This window comes from bacterium (genome assembly GCA_027622355.1).
GTDB lineage: Bacteria > UBA8248 > UBA8248 > UBA8248 > UBA8248 > JAQBZT01.
Map to the genome: position 1 here is coordinate 1 of JAQBZT010000018.1, position 18,353 is coordinate 18,353.

Genomic DNA, 18,353 nt, shown 5'->3' on the forward strand with positions numbered 1-18,353 from the left:
ACCTTTGCCAGGCGCGGACGGTGACCTCGCCACGGTCGATCCAGAAGGCGTCCAGATAGATGATCCGTTGGGGGCGCTCCTCGGGCGGGCCGTTCCGGGTGCCCTGGGTGAACTCGCCCGCCGGGACGAGGACCATCGGGCGTCCGTCCTTGAGGCCGATCCGGATCTCCACCGCGGAGGGCGCGCCGCCGCCGGCTGCCTGTGCCGCGAGGAGAATGATCCACAGAGTGAGAATCGCGCTGCGCATGGGGGTTATTTCTTCTTGCGCGGTTTCTTGTTGATGAAGGCCTCTCGAACGTACCGCACCGTGCCCCAGATTTCCTTGTCGTTCAGCACATGCCCATAGGCTTTCATGAAGTCGAATTTGGCCTCTTCGGTGACATCGATCCGCCCCAGCTTGATGAGCGAGAAGAGGAACTTGTCGTCGAAGCGGGCCATCATCTCCTTCAGGGTGTAGTTCATCGGCGGCGGCTGGATCTCGCTCACGAAAGTTTTCGGGTCCTGGCTGCCGACGGGGCGCTCGCCGTCGCCAAGCCCATTTTTCCCGTGGCACTGGGCGCAGGCGTCCTTGAATATCTCCTTCGACTCTTCATCCTTGATCATCTTGCCGGTGGTGATGCCTTTCTCCCATTCGATCAGCTTGCGGATCTGAGCGTCCTCGAGCACCTCGCCGAAGGCGGGCATGGCGGTCGCCCGGCCCTTCTTCAGCTGGAAGCCATTCATCTTCTCCTTGAGGACGTTCATCTTGCCGAACTTCACGACGGCGAAGATGTACTCGTCCGTCATGCGCTTCATGTAGGTGCTGCTGGTAAAGACCTGCGGCCGCGGCATCGAGCTTTGCCAGCTCGGGCCTTTTCCGTCGCCCTTGATGCCGTGGCAGGAGAAGCAGATTTCCTCGTAAATTTCTTTTCCGAGCCAGTAGTCGCCCTTGCCGGGCTCTTCGGCCTGCAGCTTCGTCTTCTTCTGGCCGAGGGACACGGAGGGGGCCGCCGCGAAGACAAACAGCGCGGAAACGGCCACTCCGAATGCTTTGATTGCGCTTTTAGAGAACAAGCCGGTACTCCCTCTTTGAATGCAATAAGAAATCAGAGCGGACAACGATGGGCGCGGAAGAGAAAGCATCTTCTCCTCCACGCCCATGAATTCTGGCTTCTTTTTTGCAGAGGATCAAACCGGCGGATGCGGAATGCCGGCCATTTTCCTCTGTGGCGTTATTTCCCTGCGCAGGGATTTCGCTTCGCGCACGGGTTCTTCGCGGCGCACGGATTCTTGGCCGCGCAGGGGTTCTTCGCGGCGCAGGGGTTGCCGCCGCAGGGGTTTCCCTTGCCGATCGTGGTGGTGCGGACGGTCTTCATGAATGCGATGCGCTTTTTCTCCCAATTCAGCATCCGCTTGTACTGCCGGGGGGAGAGGGAGGTCACATAGGCTTCAAGATCCCGATACTTCTGGGAATAGGGGTCCATCGGCGCGGCGCCGATGAAGACCGTGGCGCAAAGGTCGTTGAACTGCCCCACGCTGATGACCTGTCCGGCCGGGCTCAGGCGCGGGAAGTGCTCCGCGGCGCCCACGAGGGTCGGGATCGGCACCGGGTTGCGGTTGCCCATCACATCCACCGCCGTGCCGCCCACGGTTCTCCCGCGGGGATGGCAGCCCACGCATCCGACATCGCGGAACACGGTCTTTCCGCGCGCCACGGAGTTTTTCACGGAACTGTCGTTTTGCTGGGTAAAGAAGAAGGGCGGCGGCGTGATGCTCGACTTTTTCTGAAGCTGTGTCGTGGCGGCGGAGGCGGCTCCCATGGCGCCGACGGCGACCGCCAGGGCGAGTGCAAGAATCGTACAGAACTTTTTCATTCCATTGCTCCTTCCCAATTACGGAAAAAGAATTTGGTAAAAAGATTCTCAAAGGAGAAGACCGGCGCCCCCTCCCGGGTGTTGTTGGCCTAAATCATCCTGCACAAACCTGCCCGGCTTACTTGCGGGCGCAGGGGTTGCACGGATTCCCCTTGGCGCAGGGGTTCTTCGCCGCACACGGGTTCTTCGCGGCGCAGGGGTTCTTCGCCGCGCAGGGATTTCCGCCGCACGGATTTTTCGCCGCACAGGGGTTGCCCGCGCATGGATTTCCGCCGCAGGGGTTTCCGCCCCCGCCCCCGCGCGCGTAGATGAAGTTGGCCTTGTAGTAGCCCTTCCGCATCTGGGTGGAGACGCTGACCGGGGAGCCGGGCTTCAAGGATGCGGCGCTGACGGATTTCTTTCCCAGAAGCGCCTGGGTCTGAGAGGTGACGTGCAGCCGGACCACGTTCCCGCTCTGGTCGCGCACGCTGAGGTAGCCGCCCTTGTAGCCGACGACCTGACCCGAAACCATCACGCCCTCAAAACGGGCCGAGGCGCCGCCGCCGCCGCAGGGGTTGCAGGGATTTCCGCCGCAGGGGTTCTTCGCGGCGCAGGGATTGCCCGCGCAGGGGTTCTTCGCCGCACACGGGTTCTTTGCCGCACACGGGTTACACGGGTTGGCCGCCTCGGCCAGATCCACGCCCATTGATGAGAGGGCGAGGAGGGCGCCGAACGCAACCGCAAAAAGTTGACGGGACATGTCAGGAAGCCTCCTTCAGATTCAGAGAAGATTCAAAAACCACGGCGTAGAAAGTGTCGGAAGTGCCTGCTCCCCAATCGGTTTTTCAGCCGAGGGACTCCTCTTTCGAGGTTTCCATGCGCTGAAAAAAGCGCCGAGATGTTTCGGCAGCATCGTCTAAGAAAACAAGGGCCGAAGTTTGAAAATTCCCGATCCCCGGATATATTTTTGCGGATTTAAAAGTCTTTTTCCCGGTTTTCTAGGGCAGGAGGCCCATCCCCAGGATCGCGACCAGCAGGGCGAGAAACATCGAAATGGTCCCGCAATAGGCATGAATCTGCCGCACATCCGAATTCTCCGGCGTTTGCCGCAGGCGCCTCCCCAGATAGGCGGTGGCGAGAATGAGGAGAAGGGTGAGAGAGGCGAAATAGGCGTGGGCGGTCCCGAAAAGGGGCTCGCCGAGGGCGAGGGCCATGCCCCCGAGGCCGAGCAGATAGCCTGCCGCGAAGAGCCCGGTGAATGATTTGGCCAGCCGGATGTGCAGGGCCGTCAGACGGGGGAGGCTATGCCATTCACGCTTTCGGCGTTTTTTCCGTATCCGCAACCCCATCGCGAAAACGGTCAACCCCAGTGCCAGGGTGATGATCTGAAATCCCGGATGAAGATACGCCCAGAGACTGACCAAGACTTTCTCTCCGAATGCGCCCCCTCCGGGACGCGGCTTGTGGGCGGGGAAGGGGGGTGACTAGAATGCCCCAAAAATTCACGGAAAACTACCATCTCACGGAGCACAGAGGGAGGATCGGCTCATGCACTTAGACGATGTAGGCGCCCTGGTTCGCGGGAGCCGGGTATTCGATTTGGGCATCGAGCTCTTTCCCGGGATGCCGCACGTGCCGACGCACGCGCCCTACGGGTTCAGCCTCATCCGAGAGCATGGGGACATGATGCTGCCCGACGGAGCATGTGTGGCGGTGGAGTCCATCTTCTGCACGGGTCACACGGGGACGCACGTGGATGCGCTGAGCCATTTTTCCCAGGACATGAAGCTCCACGGCGGGGTAGATGCCGCAAAGGCGCAAAGCAAGACCGGCGGTTTCACCGCGCACGGGATCGAAACGGTTGCGCCCATTGTCCGCCGCGGGGTGTTTATCGATGTGGCCGCCCATCAGAAGTGCGAGGTGCTCCAGGCGGGCCATCCGATCGAGCAGAAGGAGCTGCAGGCGGCGGCGGAGGCGCAGGGGGTGCGAATCGAGGCGGGCGATGTGGTGCTCATCCGCACGGGGCACATGCAGTACTGGCCGGGCCCGAATTACTACCGCCACGCGGGCGGAATACCGGGCATCAACCTCGGCACCGCGCGCTGGCTCTCCGATCAGGGAGTGTACATGACCGGGTCGGATACGTTTTGCGTCGAGGTGCGCCCGGCCGAGGGAAGCCCCGTGCATGTACACATGCTGGTGGAAAAGGGGATTCATCTTCTCGAGGTGGCGAACCTCGAGGAACTTTCGCGGGGGAAAATCCACGAATTTCTCTTCGTGTGCCTTCCCTTGAAGATTCGGGGCGGGACGGGCTCTCCCGTGCGGCCGGTGGCGATTTTGTAGGCGCGGCTACTCGTAGGTGTCGAGGATGACCCGGTTTCGCCCTTCCTGCTTGGCGCGGTAGAGCAACTCGTCCGCCACCGGGTAGACATCCTTGAGCGCGGGGCGCCGGGCGGGCTTGATCATGAGGGCCCCGATGCTGATGGTGACCATCCCGGCTTCGGGAATTCCGAGAAAATGGGTCTGCTCGATGCGCTGCCGGATTCTCTCAGCCGCGATCTGGAGTCCCTCGAGGTCAATGCGCGGGAGCACCACGCCGAACTCCTCGCCCCCGAAGCGGACCACATGATCGATGTAGCGGGACTCCTGGCGGAGAAGCCGGCCCAGCTCCCGCAGCACGCTGTCTCCGGTCGGGTGCCCGTAGGTGTCGTTGATCCCCTTGAACTTGTCGATGTCGATGATCAGAAGGCCCAGCATCTCGCCGCTCCGCGCGGCCCGCGCCAGCTCCCGGGCCGAGGCGTCTTCGAATCCGGCGCGGTTGAGGAGGCCGGTCAGGGGTTCGGTGAACGTTACTTTGTGCAGCTGCTCGCGGCTGACGCGATGGGCGAGAAAGATGATCTCCAGATCTTTCTTCATCTGGGCGTGTTCGATCATGTTGCGGAGAATGAGATGGATCGCGGAATCCTGGTTCTCCATCGAAATGACCGCGCTGACCCAGGCCGGGGGCGATTCGAGAAGCGGCGAATCGAAAGTGTCGGCCAGGGCGACGATCTGCGGCGATTGGAGACCTCCTCCCTCGGCGATCTCCTTGAGGATAGCGTTTTCCTCGATCTTGTTTTTTTCCAGAGTGACGAGAAAGACATGGGGCGGATCATCGCTCATGCGGTTGGCGATTTGCCAGGTGAGTTCCTGAAGGTTTTCATGAATGGGCGAGCCGATGAGGGAGGACAGTCTTTTCAGTGTGCTGTCCGAAAGATGAAGGGCGGCCACGCGCGGGAGCGAGGCGCCTCCCGAGAGGAACGCGCGGAGGGCTTCATCCCGCGGAAGGGCGGAGAGAGTGCCGAGCCCTTTTCTCGATTTGGCCGAAAGGAGATTGAGCAGAAACTCGCCCTGTCCGGCCGCGGGCGGCTCTGCTTCCTCCTGGCGGAATGCTTCCGGCCCTTCGTTTTCCCCGACGGGCCAATCCAGGTCATCCAACTCTTGCGTATCGTCTGGACTGGACATTCCTCGACCTGCCCCTTTGCCGTTAACGCCAGGTTCGGCGAGCACTGCAGATGCCTAAGGTTGCCACAGTCGCCACCTCAGGAAAAGTTCTCGGAAAGGAAGTTCTGAACGAGATGCAAGAAAGCCTCGGGTGCGTCCATGTAAACGTGGTGGTGCGCCTCGGGGACGATGGCGGTTCGTACGGCCGGGCAATGGTCTTCTATCCAGGCGAAATCCTCCACAGCAAGACGGTCGGACAACTCCCCGGCAATCAGCAGGGTGGGAGCGGCCACCTTTTTCCAGCCGGGCCGAAGGTCGGTGGGCTTGCGGTCCCGGTGGAAGGATTTGTCGGTCTTGAGCAGCCAAGTGCCGTCATCGAGCGGGCGCAGGCTGTGGCGCGCGATGTAGGCAAGCTGTTCGGGGGCCGCTTTTCCGCTTGAGGGCAGGAGCCGGAACTTCTGGACAAAAAGATCGGGCGAGGCCCAGGGGCGGCTGGGGTTCTTGGCGGCCAGCTCCACCTCGGCCAGGATGCGGTTGGTCAACTCGAGCGGCGAGTCCACCACGATCAGGCAGGTGAGTTCGGGGCGGCTCCACTCGTGCAGTTTCAGCGTCACCAGCCCTCCCATCGAGTGGGCCAGGATCGCCGGAGGGCGTCCGCTTTCTTTCCGGGCCCATTCGATCCAGGAGGAAAGATCGCCGGCGAAGGCCTCGAAGGTGTACTCCTTGGCCCAGTCGCTGTCTCCGTGCCCGCGCATATCGACCGCCACCGGACGGCAGAGCGGCTTGAGGGAGGGCGCGACGTGATCCCACCAGTGGGCGTGGGCGGCCGCGCCGTGAAGCATGAGGAGCACCGGTTTTCCTTCCCCGCCATGATCCAGGGCATGCAGCCGAAGGCCGTCTCTTTCGATGAATCTGCTTTCGGGGGTGTCCATGTGTCCTCGCTGCGGCTGGGTGGCCCACGCTCCGTGAACGCCTCCGGAGAGGTGTGCGGAACAGGAGCCGGGACAGAATTTGTACCGGTTAGGATTCCGGGTTTTCAGGAGCAGGTGGTACGGTCGGGCTCTGCGAGAGGTAGAGCCCATACTCGTCCGTTTCGGTGATGTCGGCCAGATTGGGTCCCTTGCGGTAGGCGGCGCGCGCGATCAGATGGGCCGCGACAGGCGCTGTCAGGAAAAAAAATAAAACAGCGAGCAGTGCCTGGGCGCTCACATGAAGAAGTTTGAAAGTGATGGCCGTTCCCGCGAGGATGCCCACCATACCGAAGGTCGTGGCCTTGGTGGCGGCATGCATCCGCGAGTAGACATCGGGCAGGCGCAGGAGCCCGACGCTGGAAACCAGCATGAAAAAGACGCCGATCAGGATGAGCGCAGATGCGATGTACTCACTCAATGATCTTCCCTCTCTCCAGAAACTTGGCGTAAACCGCCGTTCCCACAAAGGCCAGTATGGCGAACACCAAAATGGCCAAGATGAACAAATCTTCTCCGCTGCGAATGGCGAAAAGGGCCGTGATGCCCAGCAGGTTGGTGGCGATGGTGTCCACCGCCACCACGCGATCGGCCGTGGTGGGCCCGATGGCGAAACGGATCAGGCACATGGCCACGGAAACGACGAGAATGCCCAGTCCGATATCAACAGCGGTTGCGCTCATTCGATGGCCTTGATAATCGGGTTCTCGAGACCGCGGCGGATGGCTTTGCGCACCTCGTCGGGGTGATCGATGTCCAGCGTGTGGACGAAGATAGTGGAAGCGTCCGTCGAAACGTCTACGCTCAGGGTTCCAGGCGTCAGGGTGATGGAGTTGGCCAGCGCGGTAACGCCCAGCGGAGTTTTGCACCTTGTATGGTAGGCGATGATGCCCGGCCGGATGCGAATCGGGCCCGGCGAGAGGACGATCCGCAGTACCTGAATATTCGCGATCGTCAGCTCCTTCAGGAAGCTGATGACGTAGATGGCGATATTCATGGGGCGCCGGAAGGAGAGCTCCTGATGATAGGTTTTCCGCAAGAATCCGACGACGGTGAGCGCCAGGACGAGACCCACCGCGATCTGGGCGGCGGAGATCTCCCCGCGGACAGCAATCCAGATGATGGCCAGGGTCAGGGTGATGGTGGCGATTGCCATGGTCGGGCTCTCCGTTGTTTCCCCGCCTTAGGGGGCGCTCTGCATGGCCGCAATATAGAGGGCCGGATTCGATATCTGTTTCGCTACCAGCAGTGACCAGTCGTACAGCCAGCCGACGCCGAGGCCGAAGATGACGGCGAAGGCCGCAAGAAAAGCCACGGGGATATACATTGCGGCCGGCGCGGATTTCACTTCGCCGCCGCCGCTGCCCCAGGCGAACTGCTGATATGTCGAAAAATTATACAGCAACGAAATCACCCCCATCCCCAGCGCGATGGAGGTGGCCGTGTACATTCCCTGGCTGTATCCCGCCTGGATGAGGAAGAATTTCGAAAAAAACCCGTTCAGCGGCGGAATCCCCGCGAGCGAGAGGAAGCCGACGAGGAGGAGAACGCTGGCGAAGGGGGCCTTCACCATCATCCCCCCCATTTCGTCCAAATCGACGGTGCCCGTCAGCTTCTGGTTGAGCCCCGCGCCCAGCAGCAGGGAACTCTTCAGAAAACCGTGGCTCACCATGTAGAACACCGCCGCCGCCATCCCTGCCGGCGAGAGCAGGGCCACCCCGAAGGCGATGTAGCCCAACTGGTTGATGGTGCTGTAGGCCAGGATCCGCTTCAGGTTCTTTTGCGGCAGGGTCCCGATGGCGCCGAGGATGATCGTCGCGAGCGCGAAGGCGACGAGAACGCCCTGCATCTGGCCGAAGGGCGCGGGGAAGATCAGCGTGGCGCAGCGGATGATGGCGTACAGCCCCACCTTGACCAGCACCCCGGCGAGGATGGCGCTGATCGGAGTAGGGGAGATCGAGTGGGCCGAGGGCAGCCAGAGCTGCATCGGGAAGATGGCCGCCTTGGTGCTGAAGACCAGGAGAAAGATCGCCGCCGTCAGGATCATCAGGGGCGTCGGCCCGAGCGCCGCCACCTTCACCGAGAGATCGGCCATGTTGACCGTCCCGACCTGGGCGTAGAGGAGCGAGACCCCCAGGAGAAAGAGCGCGGAGGCGATGAGATTCAGGCAGGTATATTTGAGCGCCATCTCCAGCTGATCGAGGTTGTGGTAAAAGCCGAGCAGGGAGTAGGCCGAGATCAGCATGACCTCGAAGAAGACGAAAAGGTTGAAGATATCCGCCGTGACGAACGCGCCCTGGATGCCCATGAGGAGGAAGTGAAGCAGCGGGTGGTAGACCTCCTGCCGCTGCCCCTCAGAGAGATAGCTTTTGGAGAAATAGGCGGAAGCACCGACCACCGTGGCGGCCAGGCAAAGCATGGTCGCGGTCAGGCGGTCCGCGCCCAGCAAAATGCCGTAGGGGAAGGGCCACAATCCCATCCGGTGGGTAAAAATCGTGCCGTCCGCCGTTTCGCTCAAAAAGGAGAGGGCGACGATGAGGTTGATCCCCAGCGAGAGGAGGCTCAGCCTTTCTTGCCACGCGCTGTGCCTGCGAAGCAGGAACAGAATGATTCCCGTCAGCAGGGGCAGCACGATCGGCAAGGGAAGAAGGAGATTCATCCTTTCAGCCTCCGAATCGCATCCACATCGTCGGTTTGAAACCGCCGGTATGCATTGAGCACCAGCACGAGAAGAAAGGCCGTCATCGCGAAGCCGATAACGATGGCGGTGAGAACCATGGCCTGCGGCAGCGGGTCGACGAAGCCGGCCGGATTGACGTTCTCCTCTCCGGGGAGAAGGATTGGCGCGCGGCCGTCGCCGATCCAGCCTGAGGCGACGATCATCAGGTTGGTGGCGTGGCTCAGGAGCGAGAGCCCCAGAACCACCTGAAGCAGGCGCCGCTGCATAATCATGTAGGCGCCGGTGGCCACCAATACGCCGATCGTGATGGAGAGCGTCCAGACCATATTTCGCTCAGTCCCTCAGGTGAAGGGGGCTGCGCCGGTCGCTGAAGATGGTCAGTATGGACATTGATACCCCGACGACCACTCCGTAGACCCCCAGATCGAAAAGAAACGCCGTAAAAATTTCGATGTTCCCGATAAAGGGAACTTCGAACTCATAGATCGAGCTCTTCAGAAAGGCCCCCGAGAGGAGGCCGAACACGCCGACAAGGGTTGCAAGTATGAGGCCGCTGCCGAACATCCGGTCCCAGGAGCGGTTGAACCGCCGCCACCCCAAGTCCGCATCGAATGCCACCCATTGGAGAACCATTCCCACCACCGTCATCAGTCCCGCGATGAAGCCGCCGCCCGGCTGGTTGTGGCCGTAGAGAAGCAGGAAGAACGACACCAGGAGGGTCAGATGGAGGACGATGGGGGCGATGGTCTTGAGAATCAGGGAATTCATTCTGCCTCTCCCGTCAGGCGCATCATGGCGTGGATGGCGATGCCCGCGATCACCAGGACGGTGATCTCGCCCAGGGTGTCATAGCTGCGGTAGTCCACAATGATGGCGTTCACGACATTCTTGAAACCGGCGATCGGCTTGCTGGTGCGCATGTAGTAGTCGGCGATGGTCCGGTAGGCGTGGCTGTTCATGGCGATGGCCATCACGGCGGTCACGCCCCCGCCCAGCAAAAAGGCGATGAACCAGTCGCGCCTTTTCTTTCCCGGCGACGATGCGATCGGCTTCAATTCGGGTAGATAGAAAAATGTCAGCAGGAAGAGAACGACCGTGGCCGATTCGATGACGATTTGGGTGAGAGCAAGGTCCGGCGCCTTCAGAATGAGGTAGAGAACGGCGGTCGAATAGCCCACCGTGCCCAGCGCGAGGATGGCCGGCAGGCGGGAGCGGAAGCTGGTCGTCGCAAAAGCGGCAATGCAGATGAAGAGACAGATTGCGGAGGCCAGCAGCGGCCATTGGCCCGCGGCCGGCCATGGGCCGAGGCTCCCGCCCGAGCGGGCCGCAAGGTAGAGGCCCAAAATCCCGGTTGCCACCATCATCATGCGCATGTAGCGGCGGAGGTTGCCGTCCTGGATCAGGGTGAGGATCCCGTAGGTGCGTTCGGCGGCGATGCGGAGGCTTCCGTCGTAGATTTTGTCCGGGGCGGGCGCTCTTCTCCAAAGATCGGCCACGGCGCCCAGGGTTTTCCCGACCCAGAGGCGTTGCCAATAGAGCAGCAGGCCGGCCGCCACCGTGATGATCGACATGATGAGCGGGGTGTTCACGCCGTGCCAGAGCGCCAGATGAAGCGCAAGCGGTTTTGTCTGGCCGAGGGTCGCCGCCGCCGCGGGCGCGATGAAAGCGTCCTGGATCAGGCCGGGGTAGATGCCGAACAGAATCACCAGCAGGGCGAGCGCCGCCGGCGCGGCCAGCATTCCGAGGGGCGGATCGTGCGGATGCTTGGGAGATTCCCGCTCCGCCCCCTCCCAGAAGGGCGCCCCGAGAAAGCGTAGATGGTAGAGCGCCGTGATGATCCCCGCACAGAGGGTGATCCAGGGCCAGAAGCCCGCCCAGACGCCCGGCCCGCCGGGGTGGAGGCTGACGCTGTAGAGCATCTCTTTGGTGATGAAGCCGCCGAAGGGCGGAATGCCGATCAGGCTGAGGGCGCCGATGACGGCAAGGATGTGGGTCTTGGGCATCGCCCGCGCCAGATGGCCGAGATGGCGCACGTCCCGCGTCCCCGATTCGTGATCGATGATGCCGACGACCATGAACATCGCCGCCTTGGCGGCGGCATGGTTATAGAGGTGGAGCGTGCTGCCGATGACCGCCTCCTGCCCGCCGTAGCCGAGGAAAGTCACGATCAGGCCCAGCTGGCTGATGGTGCCGTAGGCGAGGATAGCCTTCAGGTCATAGGCGCGCAGCGAGAGCAGCCCGCCCGCGATCATGGTGATCATGCCGAAGGTGGTGACCAGGTAGCCCCAGAGCTCGTGCGTGCCCAGGATGGGATAAAGCCGCGAGAGCAGAAAGATGCCCGCCTTCACCATGGTGGCCGAATGCAGGAAGGCGCTGATGGGCGTGGGCGCCTCCATGGCGCTCGGCAGCCAGATGTGAAAGGGCCACTGCGCGCTTTTGGTGAAGGCGCCGAGCAGGATCAGGATAAGCGCCGCCGATGAGACTGTATAGGCGCCGGGGTTCGCGATCATCTTCGAGATGTGCCACTCGCCCGTGCTTCCGCCGAGCAGGATGAAGCCCGCCAGCATGGCCAGTCCGCCGCCGCCCGTGATGAGGATCGCCTTCTGTGCGCCGTAGACCGAGGCCTTCCTGTCCCACCAGAAGCCGATGAGGAAATAGGAGGTGATGCTCGTCAACTCCCAGAAGATGAACAGCGAGATCAAATGATCGGAGAACACGACGCCGAGCATCGAGCCCATGAAGGCGATCAGGAAGCCGTAGTATCTTCCGAGCGATTCGTGCGAATGGAGGTACCAGTGGGAGTAGAGAACGATGAGGACGCCCATCCCGGCGACGAGAAAGCCCCACATGAGGCTCAGCCCATCGACGAGGAAGGCGACCTCGATTTGGGCCGCCGCCACCCAGGCGAAGGAGTAGACGATCGGGGCCTTCCCGCCGGCGCTCCAGAGGCCGTAGAGGCGGATCAGCGCCCAAAGACTCGCCAGCGGTGCGAGCATGGCGAACCAGGCCGCACCGCTCCGGAAGCGGCTCGCGAAGTAGGGAACCGCCACGGCGAAAACAAAAGGCGAAAATATGATCAGGTAGATGTCTTTCAATTTCCCGCAGCCAGATTCCGGGGGCAGAAGTCAAATATTATAAATGCTTTCACGGACGCAAAAAATTTCTCATGAAAATCAAAAGGATGCAAGCAATCTGTTCGGCAGTGGATCAGCCGGCACGATGGATCAGCGGTGTCATTCCGAAGGAGCGCAGCGACTGAGGAATCTGCTGTGGAAAAGCAGATTCCTCGCGCCTCGGGCGCTCGGAATGACAAGAAATACAGGCAAACCGACCCACTGCCTTCTGTTCGGGACGGATGTTTCGCTCTGGGACAACCCCGGCGGATGTGGGGTAAAGTGAAAAGAAGGAAAAGGGGAGGAAAATGACGTATCAAATTTATGCCCTCTGCCAGGGGCGGCGGGAGTGCGATTCCTCGGTTTTGCTCTACCTGGCCGACACCGGGCACTGGACCCAGATGCCCTATTTTTTCTGGATTCTGGTGCCCGAGGGAGGAGGCGACCCGATTCTGGTGGACACCGGGTTTCTGGAGGGGCACTACCAGGCGCGCTACTCCCTGTTCGAGGATTACCGCCGGCCCCGCGATCTGCTCGCTCCCTTCGGCCTGGAGCCGGCGAAAGTGAAGACCGTGATCCTCAGCCACCTGCACTGGGACCACTTCAGCGCCTGCCGCCTCTACGCCGCCGCCGATTTTCATCTGCAAAAAAAAGAGCTCGACTTCTGGCGCGGCCCGGCCGGGAAACACCATTTTTTGAACCATTTTCTCGGGAACCTCGAGGACGCCGACTGGATCGAGAAAGAGGGCAGGCTCCACCTCGTGGAGGGGGAGGCCGAGATCGCAGACGGCGTCAGCGTCCATCTCGTCGGGGGCCACACCCCGGGCCTTCAGGTGGTCAGGGTCAGGACCGAAGAGGGATGGGCGGTGCTCGCGGTGGATGCCGCCTACGTCTTCCGCAGCTTCGAGGGGCTGATCCCGCCCGGCATTCTCGTCCGGGTGGATGAGGCGCTCGACGCCCTCGACACCATCAAGGAACTCGCCGATTCTCCCCGCCTCATCTTTCCCGGCCACGACATTGCGACTGTAAACCGCATCGAGGAGACCCACCCCGGGGTGCGGCGGCTGGCCTGAGCGCTACCTGTGAATTCCAAACGCGCCCTCCCGGCCGCGCTTCCGGGGCGCCCAAGTCGAACGCGATCCGAATCTCCTCGTATTTTCTGCACCTGCTTTTCCCTCCGCATGTGCGAGAGTGGGTTCGGCTTCCAAAAGGGGGCCGGCGCGCGACCGGGCTTCGGAAAGGGCTCCGGCGGGCGCGTGCGCGATACGGCGCGAAGTATAGAAAGGAGGCACGTTTGCACAATGGACCCTTGGTGTCATTCCGAAGGAGCGCAGGGTGGGGCCCGCAGCGACTGAGGAATCTGCTGTGGAAAAGCAGATTCCTCGCGCCTCCGGCACTCGGAATGACAAGAAAAATAAGCAGACTGACTCACTGCGGGAGTTTTGAGAGCGGCGGGGCGATTGCGGGATACTGAAGGATAATGAAGGATTTTTTGTGCGCCCGGCAGAGGAGCGGAAGGCGAGGGCGCCCGTCGCCGGGGCTTCGCGGCTAGTCCGCGATGTGCAGATCGAGGTTCGTCCGGGTGACGGCCTCCCCGCCCGCGGGCCCGACGCGGATGATATCCTCGAGGGAGCTGGTGCCCACATCGGGTTCGAAGATGCCGGGCTCGATGTTGATGTAGCCCCCCTCGGGAATCTCCTTGTCCTCCTCGGCGATGACGAAGGGTCGATCCGAGGTGCTTATCCCCGACATGTGGCCGAGGTAGATGAGGTTGTAGCTCTCCTCGTAGCCGGCGTCCTTCGCCACCTGAAAGCCCGCCTGGAAGACCTCGCCCCCCGTCGCCCCGGGGCGGATCGCCGCGAAAAGCGCATCGTACATCTCGCGGCAGGTGTCGTAGATGTGCCGCTGCTTCTCGGAGGGCGCACCGATGCTCACCGTCCGGTCGAAGTCCACGTAATAGCCCCCGTAGGAGGCCGAGAGGTCGAGCCAGAACATCTCGCCGCGCGCCATCTCCCGCGTCGTGAAGAGGAAGGGCCGCACGTTGCTCACCACCTTGCTGCCCGACCCCATGTTGATGTGGGTGGAGGTCCCGCTGCCGTGGAGAAACTCCGCTCCCATCGAGGCCATCACCCGGAGCGCCTCGATGCAGGCCGCATACTCGGCCACTCCCTCGCCGCAGGCGGCCAGCGCGGTCTGCATGCCGGCGTCCGCGATCTCGGCCGTCTTGCGGATCATCTCCTCATCGAAGGGGCTCGGCGATGTCACGATCTGCGACCAGAGCGGCGCGGCATCTACCAGCTCGGTATCCGGGGCGGCCTTCTGCAGTGCCTGATGATAGAGGGTGGGCATCTCCATCGCGCAGATGCCGATGGAGCCCGAGCCATCGAGCTCGGCCTGCTCGATGAGGCTGGTGAGCAGTTTCGTCACCTCATCGAACTGCCAGCGGTAGCGGCCGTGCGGAAAGGCGCGGATGTCCCCGATGAAGGACATCTGCTTGGCGTCCTCCAGGTTCCAGGGGCAGTCGATCATCAGGGTCTCGCGGCCGTGGCCGTCGAGAAAGAGAAACGAGCCACCCACCGGAAAGGGCTGCACATAGTTGGAGAAATAGCGGATCCAGTCCGGCTGGGGAGCGGCGCCTCCGTAGATGAGGAGCGCCTCGTGGCCCGCCTCCTTCATCAGGGCGCGCATCCGATCAAGGCGGCCGCGGGCCTCGGCCTCGGGCACCTCGGGCGCGCGCCCCTGCGCCTTGCGGAGCTCGTTTGCGAGAAAATGATCGCTCTGCCAGTTCATCGGCGCTTCTCGTTGGCGAAAAAAAATCTTTGGCGAGAAAAATGTCTCGGTTTTAGGGAACGGGAGGGATCTTACCGCGCGTCGAAGAGGCGCTCAACCGCGTGGGCGAGCTGGGCGAGGTTGCCCACCTCATGGAGGGCGTCGCAGTAGGGCTGGTACTCCGGCATGTCGGAATCACCCGTCCCCCAGAGGTAGGGCGCCTCGGGGTTCATCCAGACGATGCGCTTGGCCCTTCCCTTGAGGAGGTCCATGCAGTCGAGCCGCGGATCGTTGAAGTTGTTCCGGCCGTCCCCGAGGAAGATCACGGTCGTCCGCCTGTCGATCTCGCCCATGTGATCGCGGCACAGATCGGCGAGGCTCGCGCCGAGGTCGGTGTTGTAGTGGCCGGCGCGGAGATCATCGAGGACCATGGCGACCGCCTTCTGGGGGCGGTGTTCGTCGAACGGGTGGGAAATGTCGAGCAGCCGGTCAATGAAGGCGAAGCTCCGCGCGCGGGCCACCTGATCCTGCAGCTCGTAGATGAGTGTCAGCATGAATTCGGCGCAGTGGCGCACTGAGGTGGAGACATCGCAGATCAGGATGAGCTTGGGCTTGAGGACGCGGTGCTTGCGCTTGAGCTCGAGCGGGACGCCGCCGTAGCGCTGGTTCGCCCGGAGGGTGGCGCGCATGTCGAACTGGCCCTTGCGCGCTCTGCGGTGGCGCAGCGCCGCGCGGCTTCTGAGCCTCGCGGCGAGGCGGCGCACCTCATCGCGCACGCGCTCGATCTCGCGCTCGTCGAGCCCACGGAAGGGAAGTTCCATCACCTCATCGAGGGGGTCGCGCTTCTCGTAGTCCTCGCGCATCCTCCGGGCGATGGCGGCGCCGATCTCGCGGCGGATCTGCTCCTCGAGCGCCTCGCGGTTCATCCCGGCCGTCTCGGCGAGCTCATCGAGCAGCTCCTGGCCCATGCCCTCGGCGGCGAGCTTTTCGAGCACCTCCCGGAGCGCCTCCATCAGCTTATCGAGGCCGGCGGCCCGCATCATGCGCGATTCCATCCAGGGGCCCTGGCCGGGCCGGGAAGCCATCGGGAGGCCGGCCTGCTGGCCGAGCTGATCGAGCTCCTCGCGGGAGAGGGGCTGACCCCGCAGGAGGTTTTCGAGAAGGCGCTTCAGCTCCTCGGGCGAGCGTTCTTCGGCGAGCTGACGGAGGGCTTCGAGGAGCTGCTCCTGGTCCGCCTCGCCCATTCCGCCGAGGCCATCGAGGGCGGGCGGGGCCTCGAGCCCGAAGAAGAGCGGGAAGAGGCGCTCGAACACCGGGATGTCGGTCTCTTCCTTGACGAGGGTGAGGCGCAGGGCCGAGCGGAAGGTGTCGCGCTCCTTGATGCCGATGTGGCCGGTGGCGCGGAAGGCATCCTCGCTCTCGGCGAGGGAGACGCGCACTCCCTCGGCCCGGAGGGCCTGGACGAAATCCACCATGCGCCGATCCATCGGCCTAGTTCTCTCCGAAGGGGCCGCCCCCGCGGCGCCTGCGCCGGGGCGCTCTTCCTTCCTCGATCATCCGGCGGAAGATCTCTTCCTCGTCCTCGAGGTCGGGCGGCGCCTCGCGGCGCTTGCGATCGAGTTCGGCGGCACGCTTTGCGCGGAGCACGTCCTGCTCGTGTTTGAGCAGCACGTTGAGGGTGGTAGCGACGGTATCCTCGTCGAGGGATTCGGCGTTGAGCATGAGGAGCGCCTTGGCCCAGTCGAGGGTTTCGCTGACGCTGGGTTTTTTCTTGAGGTCGAGGTTCCGCAGCTTCTGGACCAGCTCGACCGCCTGTTCGGCCATCTCGGCGGAGAGGCCGGGAACCTTGAGGCGGACCACTTCGAGCTCGGCCGCCGCGCTGGGGTAGCCGATAAAGAGATAAAGACACCTTCGCTTGAGGGCCTCGGAGAGCTCGCGCGTGTTGTTCGAGGTGAGGACCACCGCCGGGGGCGAAGCGGCGCGGAGGGTGCCGAGCTCGGGGACGGAGACCTGGAAGTCGCTCAGCACCTCGAGCAGGAAGGCCTCGAACTCGGCGTCGGCCCGGTCGATCTCGTCAATGAGAAGCAGGGTGGGCTCTTCCGCCCGGATGGCCTGGAGAAGCGGCCGGGGAAGAAGAAAGCGCTCGGAGAAGAACACGTTCTCCTCTTGGGCGATGCGGTCGGCCGCCTCGGTCAGGGTTTCGGTGTCGGAGAGCACCTGGTGGAGCTTTTCGCGCAGCAGCTGGGTGTAGAGCATCTGCTTGGCGTATTCCCACTCGTAGAGCGCCTTGGCCTCATCGAGTCCCTCGTAGCATTGCAGGCGAATCAGATTGCGCTTCGTCGAGGCGGCCCACACCTTGGCCAGCTCGGTCTTGCCGACGCCGGCGGGGCCCTCGACGAGGATGGGTTTCCCCATCCCCTCGGCGAGATAGAGGGCGGTGCAGATTTCGGGGGAGGCAATGTAGTTGTTCTCGGCAAGAGAAGCGCGGACGGCCTCCGTATCGGCGTACATGGGGGCTCCCGATCAGAAAGAAGGACGGCAACGGGAAATACCCTAACATACGGGTCGCTTCTTCCCAAGACGCCGGGGATCCCATTCCGGGAGCGGGTTGTCTTTTTTATTCAAAATCATGGTTTTGCCGGGGAGGGCAGAGTGCTATCCTTTTGTTTCCGCCCCCGGTTCGCTCCCCCTGCGGGGGAAGCGGGAGTACTTCCATGCTTGCGGGACGGTTTTTCCTTTTCATGAGAGCGGCTACGATAGTCTTTTCCCGCTTGCTCTCTCCCCTATGGCGCTCTCTGAAATCGCTCGTGGCGGGCCGGTCCCTGCATGTCATCGTGGCGGGCATTGCCGTTTTGTGCCTTCTCCTCGGGACCCGGATTTATTCGCTCTACAAGGAGTTGGGCAGAAAGAATTTTCTGATCAGCCGCCTCGCCCGCGGCATTCAGGAGCGGGACCGCATACTCCGCGAGCTCGGAGCGCAGACGGGATCGGGCGCGCTCGATCCGCTCGCTTTGCACAGCCAGCTCTCACAGAGCGAAAGCAAGATCTACTCCCTGAAGTTCAAACTGCGGAATATGGAAATGGAGATACAGAAGCTCCGCGATGAACTCTCCCGGAGAGAGGGGGATGTTGTCGGGCTTCGCGAGCAGCTCTCCAAACGGGACAATAAGATGCGCGCGCTCATGGGGGAGGTCCGCTATCAGGAGAAGAACGCCGAAGGCCTCAAGAGCGTGAACCAGGAGATCTCGAAGAAGGTGTCCCGTCTTTCAGTTCTGGAAAAAGAGACGGCGCTGAAGAAAGAAGAGATCGCCACACTGAAAAAGAAGAACACCGAGTTGACCGAAAGGATCTTTCGCATGCAGCGGTCAGCCGAGTCGCTGCAGGTGCAACTCGAGCAGGCGCAGGCGCAGGCACAGAAGAAGGGCGCCAAGCCTCAAAACTAAGGCGCGCGCAACGGGTGTGTTCTCTCAGCCGGTTCTTGACGCGGAGCCTTTTCGTTTTACTCGCC

General features: G+C 62.5%; 20 protein-coding genes. 3 read left to right on the forward strand and 17 right to left on the reverse strand.

The genetic code is table 11. The features are described from left to right. The 5 genes from O2807_02190 to O2807_02210 form a co-directional block, all read right to left on the reverse strand. The coding region (locus O2807_02190; protein MDA0999314.1) for an SUMF1/EgtB/PvdO family nonheme iron enzyme at positions 1–247 on the reverse strand (247 nt) is incomplete at its 3' end. Positions 248–252: 5 nt separating this feature from the next. After that, complete coding sequence (locus tag O2807_02195) at positions 253–1,053, reverse strand: c-type cytochrome (protein MDA0999315.1); 801 nt, start codon at positions 1,051–1,053, stop codon at positions 253–255. Positions 1,054–1,211: 158 nt separating this feature from the next. Next, positions 1,212–1,853 carry a hypothetical protein gene (locus O2807_02200; GenBank protein ID MDA0999316.1) on the reverse strand — a complete coding sequence of 214 codons (642 nt, stop codon included), beginning with the start codon at positions 1,851–1,853 and terminating at the stop codon, positions 1,212–1,214. A gap of 118 nt (positions 1,854–1,971) precedes the next feature. Continuing rightward, positions 1,972–2,592 (reverse strand): hypothetical protein, encoded by a 621-nt coding sequence (locus O2807_02205; protein MDA0999317.1) that lies wholly within the window; start codon positions 2,590–2,592, stop codon positions 1,972–1,974. Between the two features lie 238 nt (positions 2,593–2,830). Beyond that, on the reverse strand, positions 2,831–3,256 hold the full coding sequence (locus tag O2807_02210) for a DUF4079 family protein (GenBank protein ID MDA0999318.1): 426 nt from the start codon (positions 3,254–3,256) through the stop codon (positions 2,831–2,833). A 124-nt stretch (positions 3,257–3,380) separates the two neighbouring features. On the opposite strand from O2807_02210, the gene O2807_02215 reads away from it, so the two are divergent. Continuing rightward, positions 3,381–4,175, forward strand: coding sequence for a cyclase family protein (locus tag O2807_02215; protein ID MDA0999319.1), 795 nt, complete (start codon positions 3,381–3,383; stop codon positions 4,173–4,175). A gap of 6 nt (positions 4,176–4,181) precedes the next feature. On the opposite strand, the gene O2807_02220 is transcribed toward O2807_02215, so the two are convergent. The 9 genes from O2807_02220 to O2807_02260 all read right to left on the reverse strand — a co-directional run bounded on the left by O2807_02220 (position 4,182) and on the right by O2807_02260 (position 12,058). Further along, positions 4,182–5,336, reverse strand: a complete 1,155-nt coding sequence (locus tag O2807_02220) for a GGDEF domain-containing protein (protein MDA0999320.1) — start codon at positions 5,334–5,336, stop codon at positions 4,182–4,184. 77 nt (positions 5,337–5,413) lie between these two features. Beyond that, the gene (locus O2807_02225) at positions 5,414–6,247 is read right to left on the reverse strand and encodes an alpha/beta hydrolase (GenBank protein MDA0999321.1); all 834 of its coding nucleotides are present in this window, start codon (positions 6,245–6,247) and stop codon (positions 5,414–5,416) included. An 88-nt stretch (positions 6,248–6,335) separates the two neighbouring features. Beyond that, complete coding sequence (mnhG, locus tag O2807_02230; protein MDA0999322.1) at positions 6,336–6,704, reverse strand: monovalent cation/H(+) antiporter subunit G; 369 nt, start codon at positions 6,702–6,704, stop codon at positions 6,336–6,338. Next, the gene (locus O2807_02235; protein ID MDA0999323.1) at positions 6,697–6,966 is read right to left on the reverse strand and encodes a monovalent cation/H+ antiporter complex subunit F; all 270 of its coding nucleotides are present in this window, start codon (positions 6,964–6,966) and stop codon (positions 6,697–6,699) included. Before O2807_02235 ends, mnhG begins: the two co-directional genes overlap by 8 nt. After that, entirely contained in the window at positions 6,963–7,439 is a 477-nt protein-coding gene (locus O2807_02240; protein MDA0999324.1) for a Na+/H+ antiporter subunit E, read from the reverse strand. The genes O2807_02235 and O2807_02240 overlap by 4 nt, the downstream gene beginning before the upstream one ends. 27 nt (positions 7,440–7,466) lie before the next feature. Then, positions 7,467–8,942 (reverse strand): proton-conducting transporter membrane subunit, encoded by a 1,476-nt coding sequence (locus O2807_02245; GenBank protein ID MDA0999325.1) that lies wholly within the window; start codon positions 8,940–8,942, stop codon positions 7,467–7,469. After that, positions 8,939–9,289: a Na+/H+ antiporter subunit C gene (locus O2807_02250; protein MDA0999326.1), complete on the reverse strand. Its 351-nt coding sequence runs from the start codon at positions 9,287–9,289 to the stop codon at positions 8,939–8,941. The genes O2807_02245 and O2807_02250 overlap by 4 nt, the downstream gene beginning before the upstream one ends. A gap of 7 nt (positions 9,290–9,296) precedes the next feature. Then, positions 9,297–9,731 carry an MnhB domain-containing protein gene (locus O2807_02255; protein MDA0999327.1) on the reverse strand — a complete coding sequence of 145 codons (435 nt, stop codon included), beginning with the start codon at positions 9,729–9,731 and terminating at the stop codon, positions 9,297–9,299. Then, a complete protein-coding gene (locus O2807_02260) occupies positions 9,728–12,058 on the reverse strand; it encodes a proton-conducting transporter membrane subunit (protein ID MDA0999328.1) in 2,331 nt (776 codons plus the stop codon). Before O2807_02260 ends, O2807_02255 begins: the two co-directional genes overlap by 4 nt. Positions 12,059–12,384: 326 nt before the next feature. Here O2807_02260 and O2807_02265 point away from each other — a divergent pair, with 326 nt between their 5' ends. Next, positions 12,385–13,149, forward strand: coding sequence for an N-acyl homoserine lactonase family protein (locus O2807_02265; protein ID MDA0999329.1), 765 nt, complete (start codon positions 12,385–12,387; stop codon positions 13,147–13,149). A 475-nt stretch (positions 13,150–13,624) separates the two neighbouring features. Here the strand turns inward: O2807_02265 and O2807_02270 are convergent, their stop codons facing one another. The 3 genes from O2807_02270 to O2807_02280 all read right to left on the reverse strand — a co-directional run bounded on the left by O2807_02270 (position 13,625) and on the right by O2807_02280 (position 17,356). Continuing rightward, positions 13,625–14,866, reverse strand: coding sequence for a Xaa-Pro peptidase family protein (locus O2807_02270; protein ID MDA0999330.1), 1,242 nt, complete (start codon positions 14,864–14,866; stop codon positions 13,625–13,627). A gap of 71 nt (positions 14,867–14,937) precedes the next feature. Next, positions 14,938–16,332 carry a VWA domain-containing protein gene (locus O2807_02275; GenBank protein ID MDA0999331.1) on the reverse strand — a complete coding sequence of 465 codons (1,395 nt, stop codon included), beginning with the start codon at positions 16,330–16,332 and terminating at the stop codon, positions 14,938–14,940. Positions 16,333–16,336: 4 nt separating this feature from the next. Beyond that, entirely contained in the window at positions 16,337–17,356 is a 1,020-nt protein-coding gene (locus tag O2807_02280; protein MDA0999332.1) for a MoxR family ATPase, read from the reverse strand. Between the two features lie 296 nt (positions 17,357–17,652). On the opposite strand from O2807_02280, the gene O2807_02285 reads away from it, so the two are divergent. Beyond that, on the forward strand, positions 17,653–18,288 hold the full coding sequence (locus O2807_02285; protein ID MDA0999333.1) for a hypothetical protein: 636 nt from the start codon (positions 17,653–17,655) through the stop codon (positions 18,286–18,288). Positions 18,289–18,353: the final 65 nt, after the last annotated feature.

Coding starts and splice junctions, on each gene's coding strand:
- O2807_02245 (MDA0999325.1), bottom strand. CDS start 8,942: ATGAATCTCCTTCTTCCCTTGCCGATCGTGCTGCCCCTGCTGACGGGA.
- O2807_02250 (MDA0999326.1), bottom strand. CDS start 9,289: ATGGTCTGGACGCTCTCCATCACGATCGGCGTATTGGTGGCCACCGGC.
- O2807_02240 (MDA0999324.1), bottom strand. CDS start 7,439: ATGGCAATCGCCACCATCACCCTGACCCTGGCCATCATCTGGATTGCT.
- O2807_02275 (MDA0999331.1), bottom strand. CDS start 16,332: ATGGATCGGCGCATGGTGGATTTCGTCCAGGCCCTCCGGGCCGAGGGA.
- O2807_02280 (MDA0999332.1), bottom strand. CDS start 17,356: ATGTACGCCGATACGGAGGCCGTCCGCGCTTCTCTTGCCGAGAACAAC.
- O2807_02205 (MDA0999317.1), bottom strand. CDS start 2,592: ATGTCCCGTCAACTTTTTGCGGTTGCGTTCGGCGCCCTCCTCGCCCTC.
- O2807_02235 (MDA0999323.1), bottom strand. CDS start 6,966: ATGAGCGCAACCGCTGTTGATATCGGACTGGGCATTCTCGTCGTTTCC.
- O2807_02220 (MDA0999320.1), bottom strand. CDS start 5,336: ATGTCCAGTCCAGACGATACGCAAGAGTTGGATGACCTGGATTGGCCC.
- O2807_02215 (MDA0999319.1), top strand. CDS start 3,381: ATGCACTTAGACGATGTAGGCGCCCTGGTTCGCGGGAGCCGGGTATTC.
- O2807_02255 (MDA0999327.1), bottom strand. CDS start 9,731: ATGAATTCCCTGATTCTCAAGACCATCGCCCCCATCGTCCTCCATCTG.
- O2807_02270 (MDA0999330.1), bottom strand. CDS start 14,866: ATGAACTGGCAGAGCGATCATTTTCTCGCAAACGAGCTCCGCAAGGCG.
- O2807_02265 (MDA0999329.1), top strand. CDS start 12,385: ATGACGTATCAAATTTATGCCCTCTGCCAGGGGCGGCGGGAGTGCGAT.
- O2807_02200 (MDA0999316.1), bottom strand. CDS start 1,853: ATGAAAAAGTTCTGTACGATTCTTGCACTCGCCCTGGCGGTCGCCGTC.
- O2807_02225 (MDA0999321.1), bottom strand. CDS start 6,247: ATGGACACCCCCGAAAGCAGATTCATCGAAAGAGACGGCCTTCGGCTG.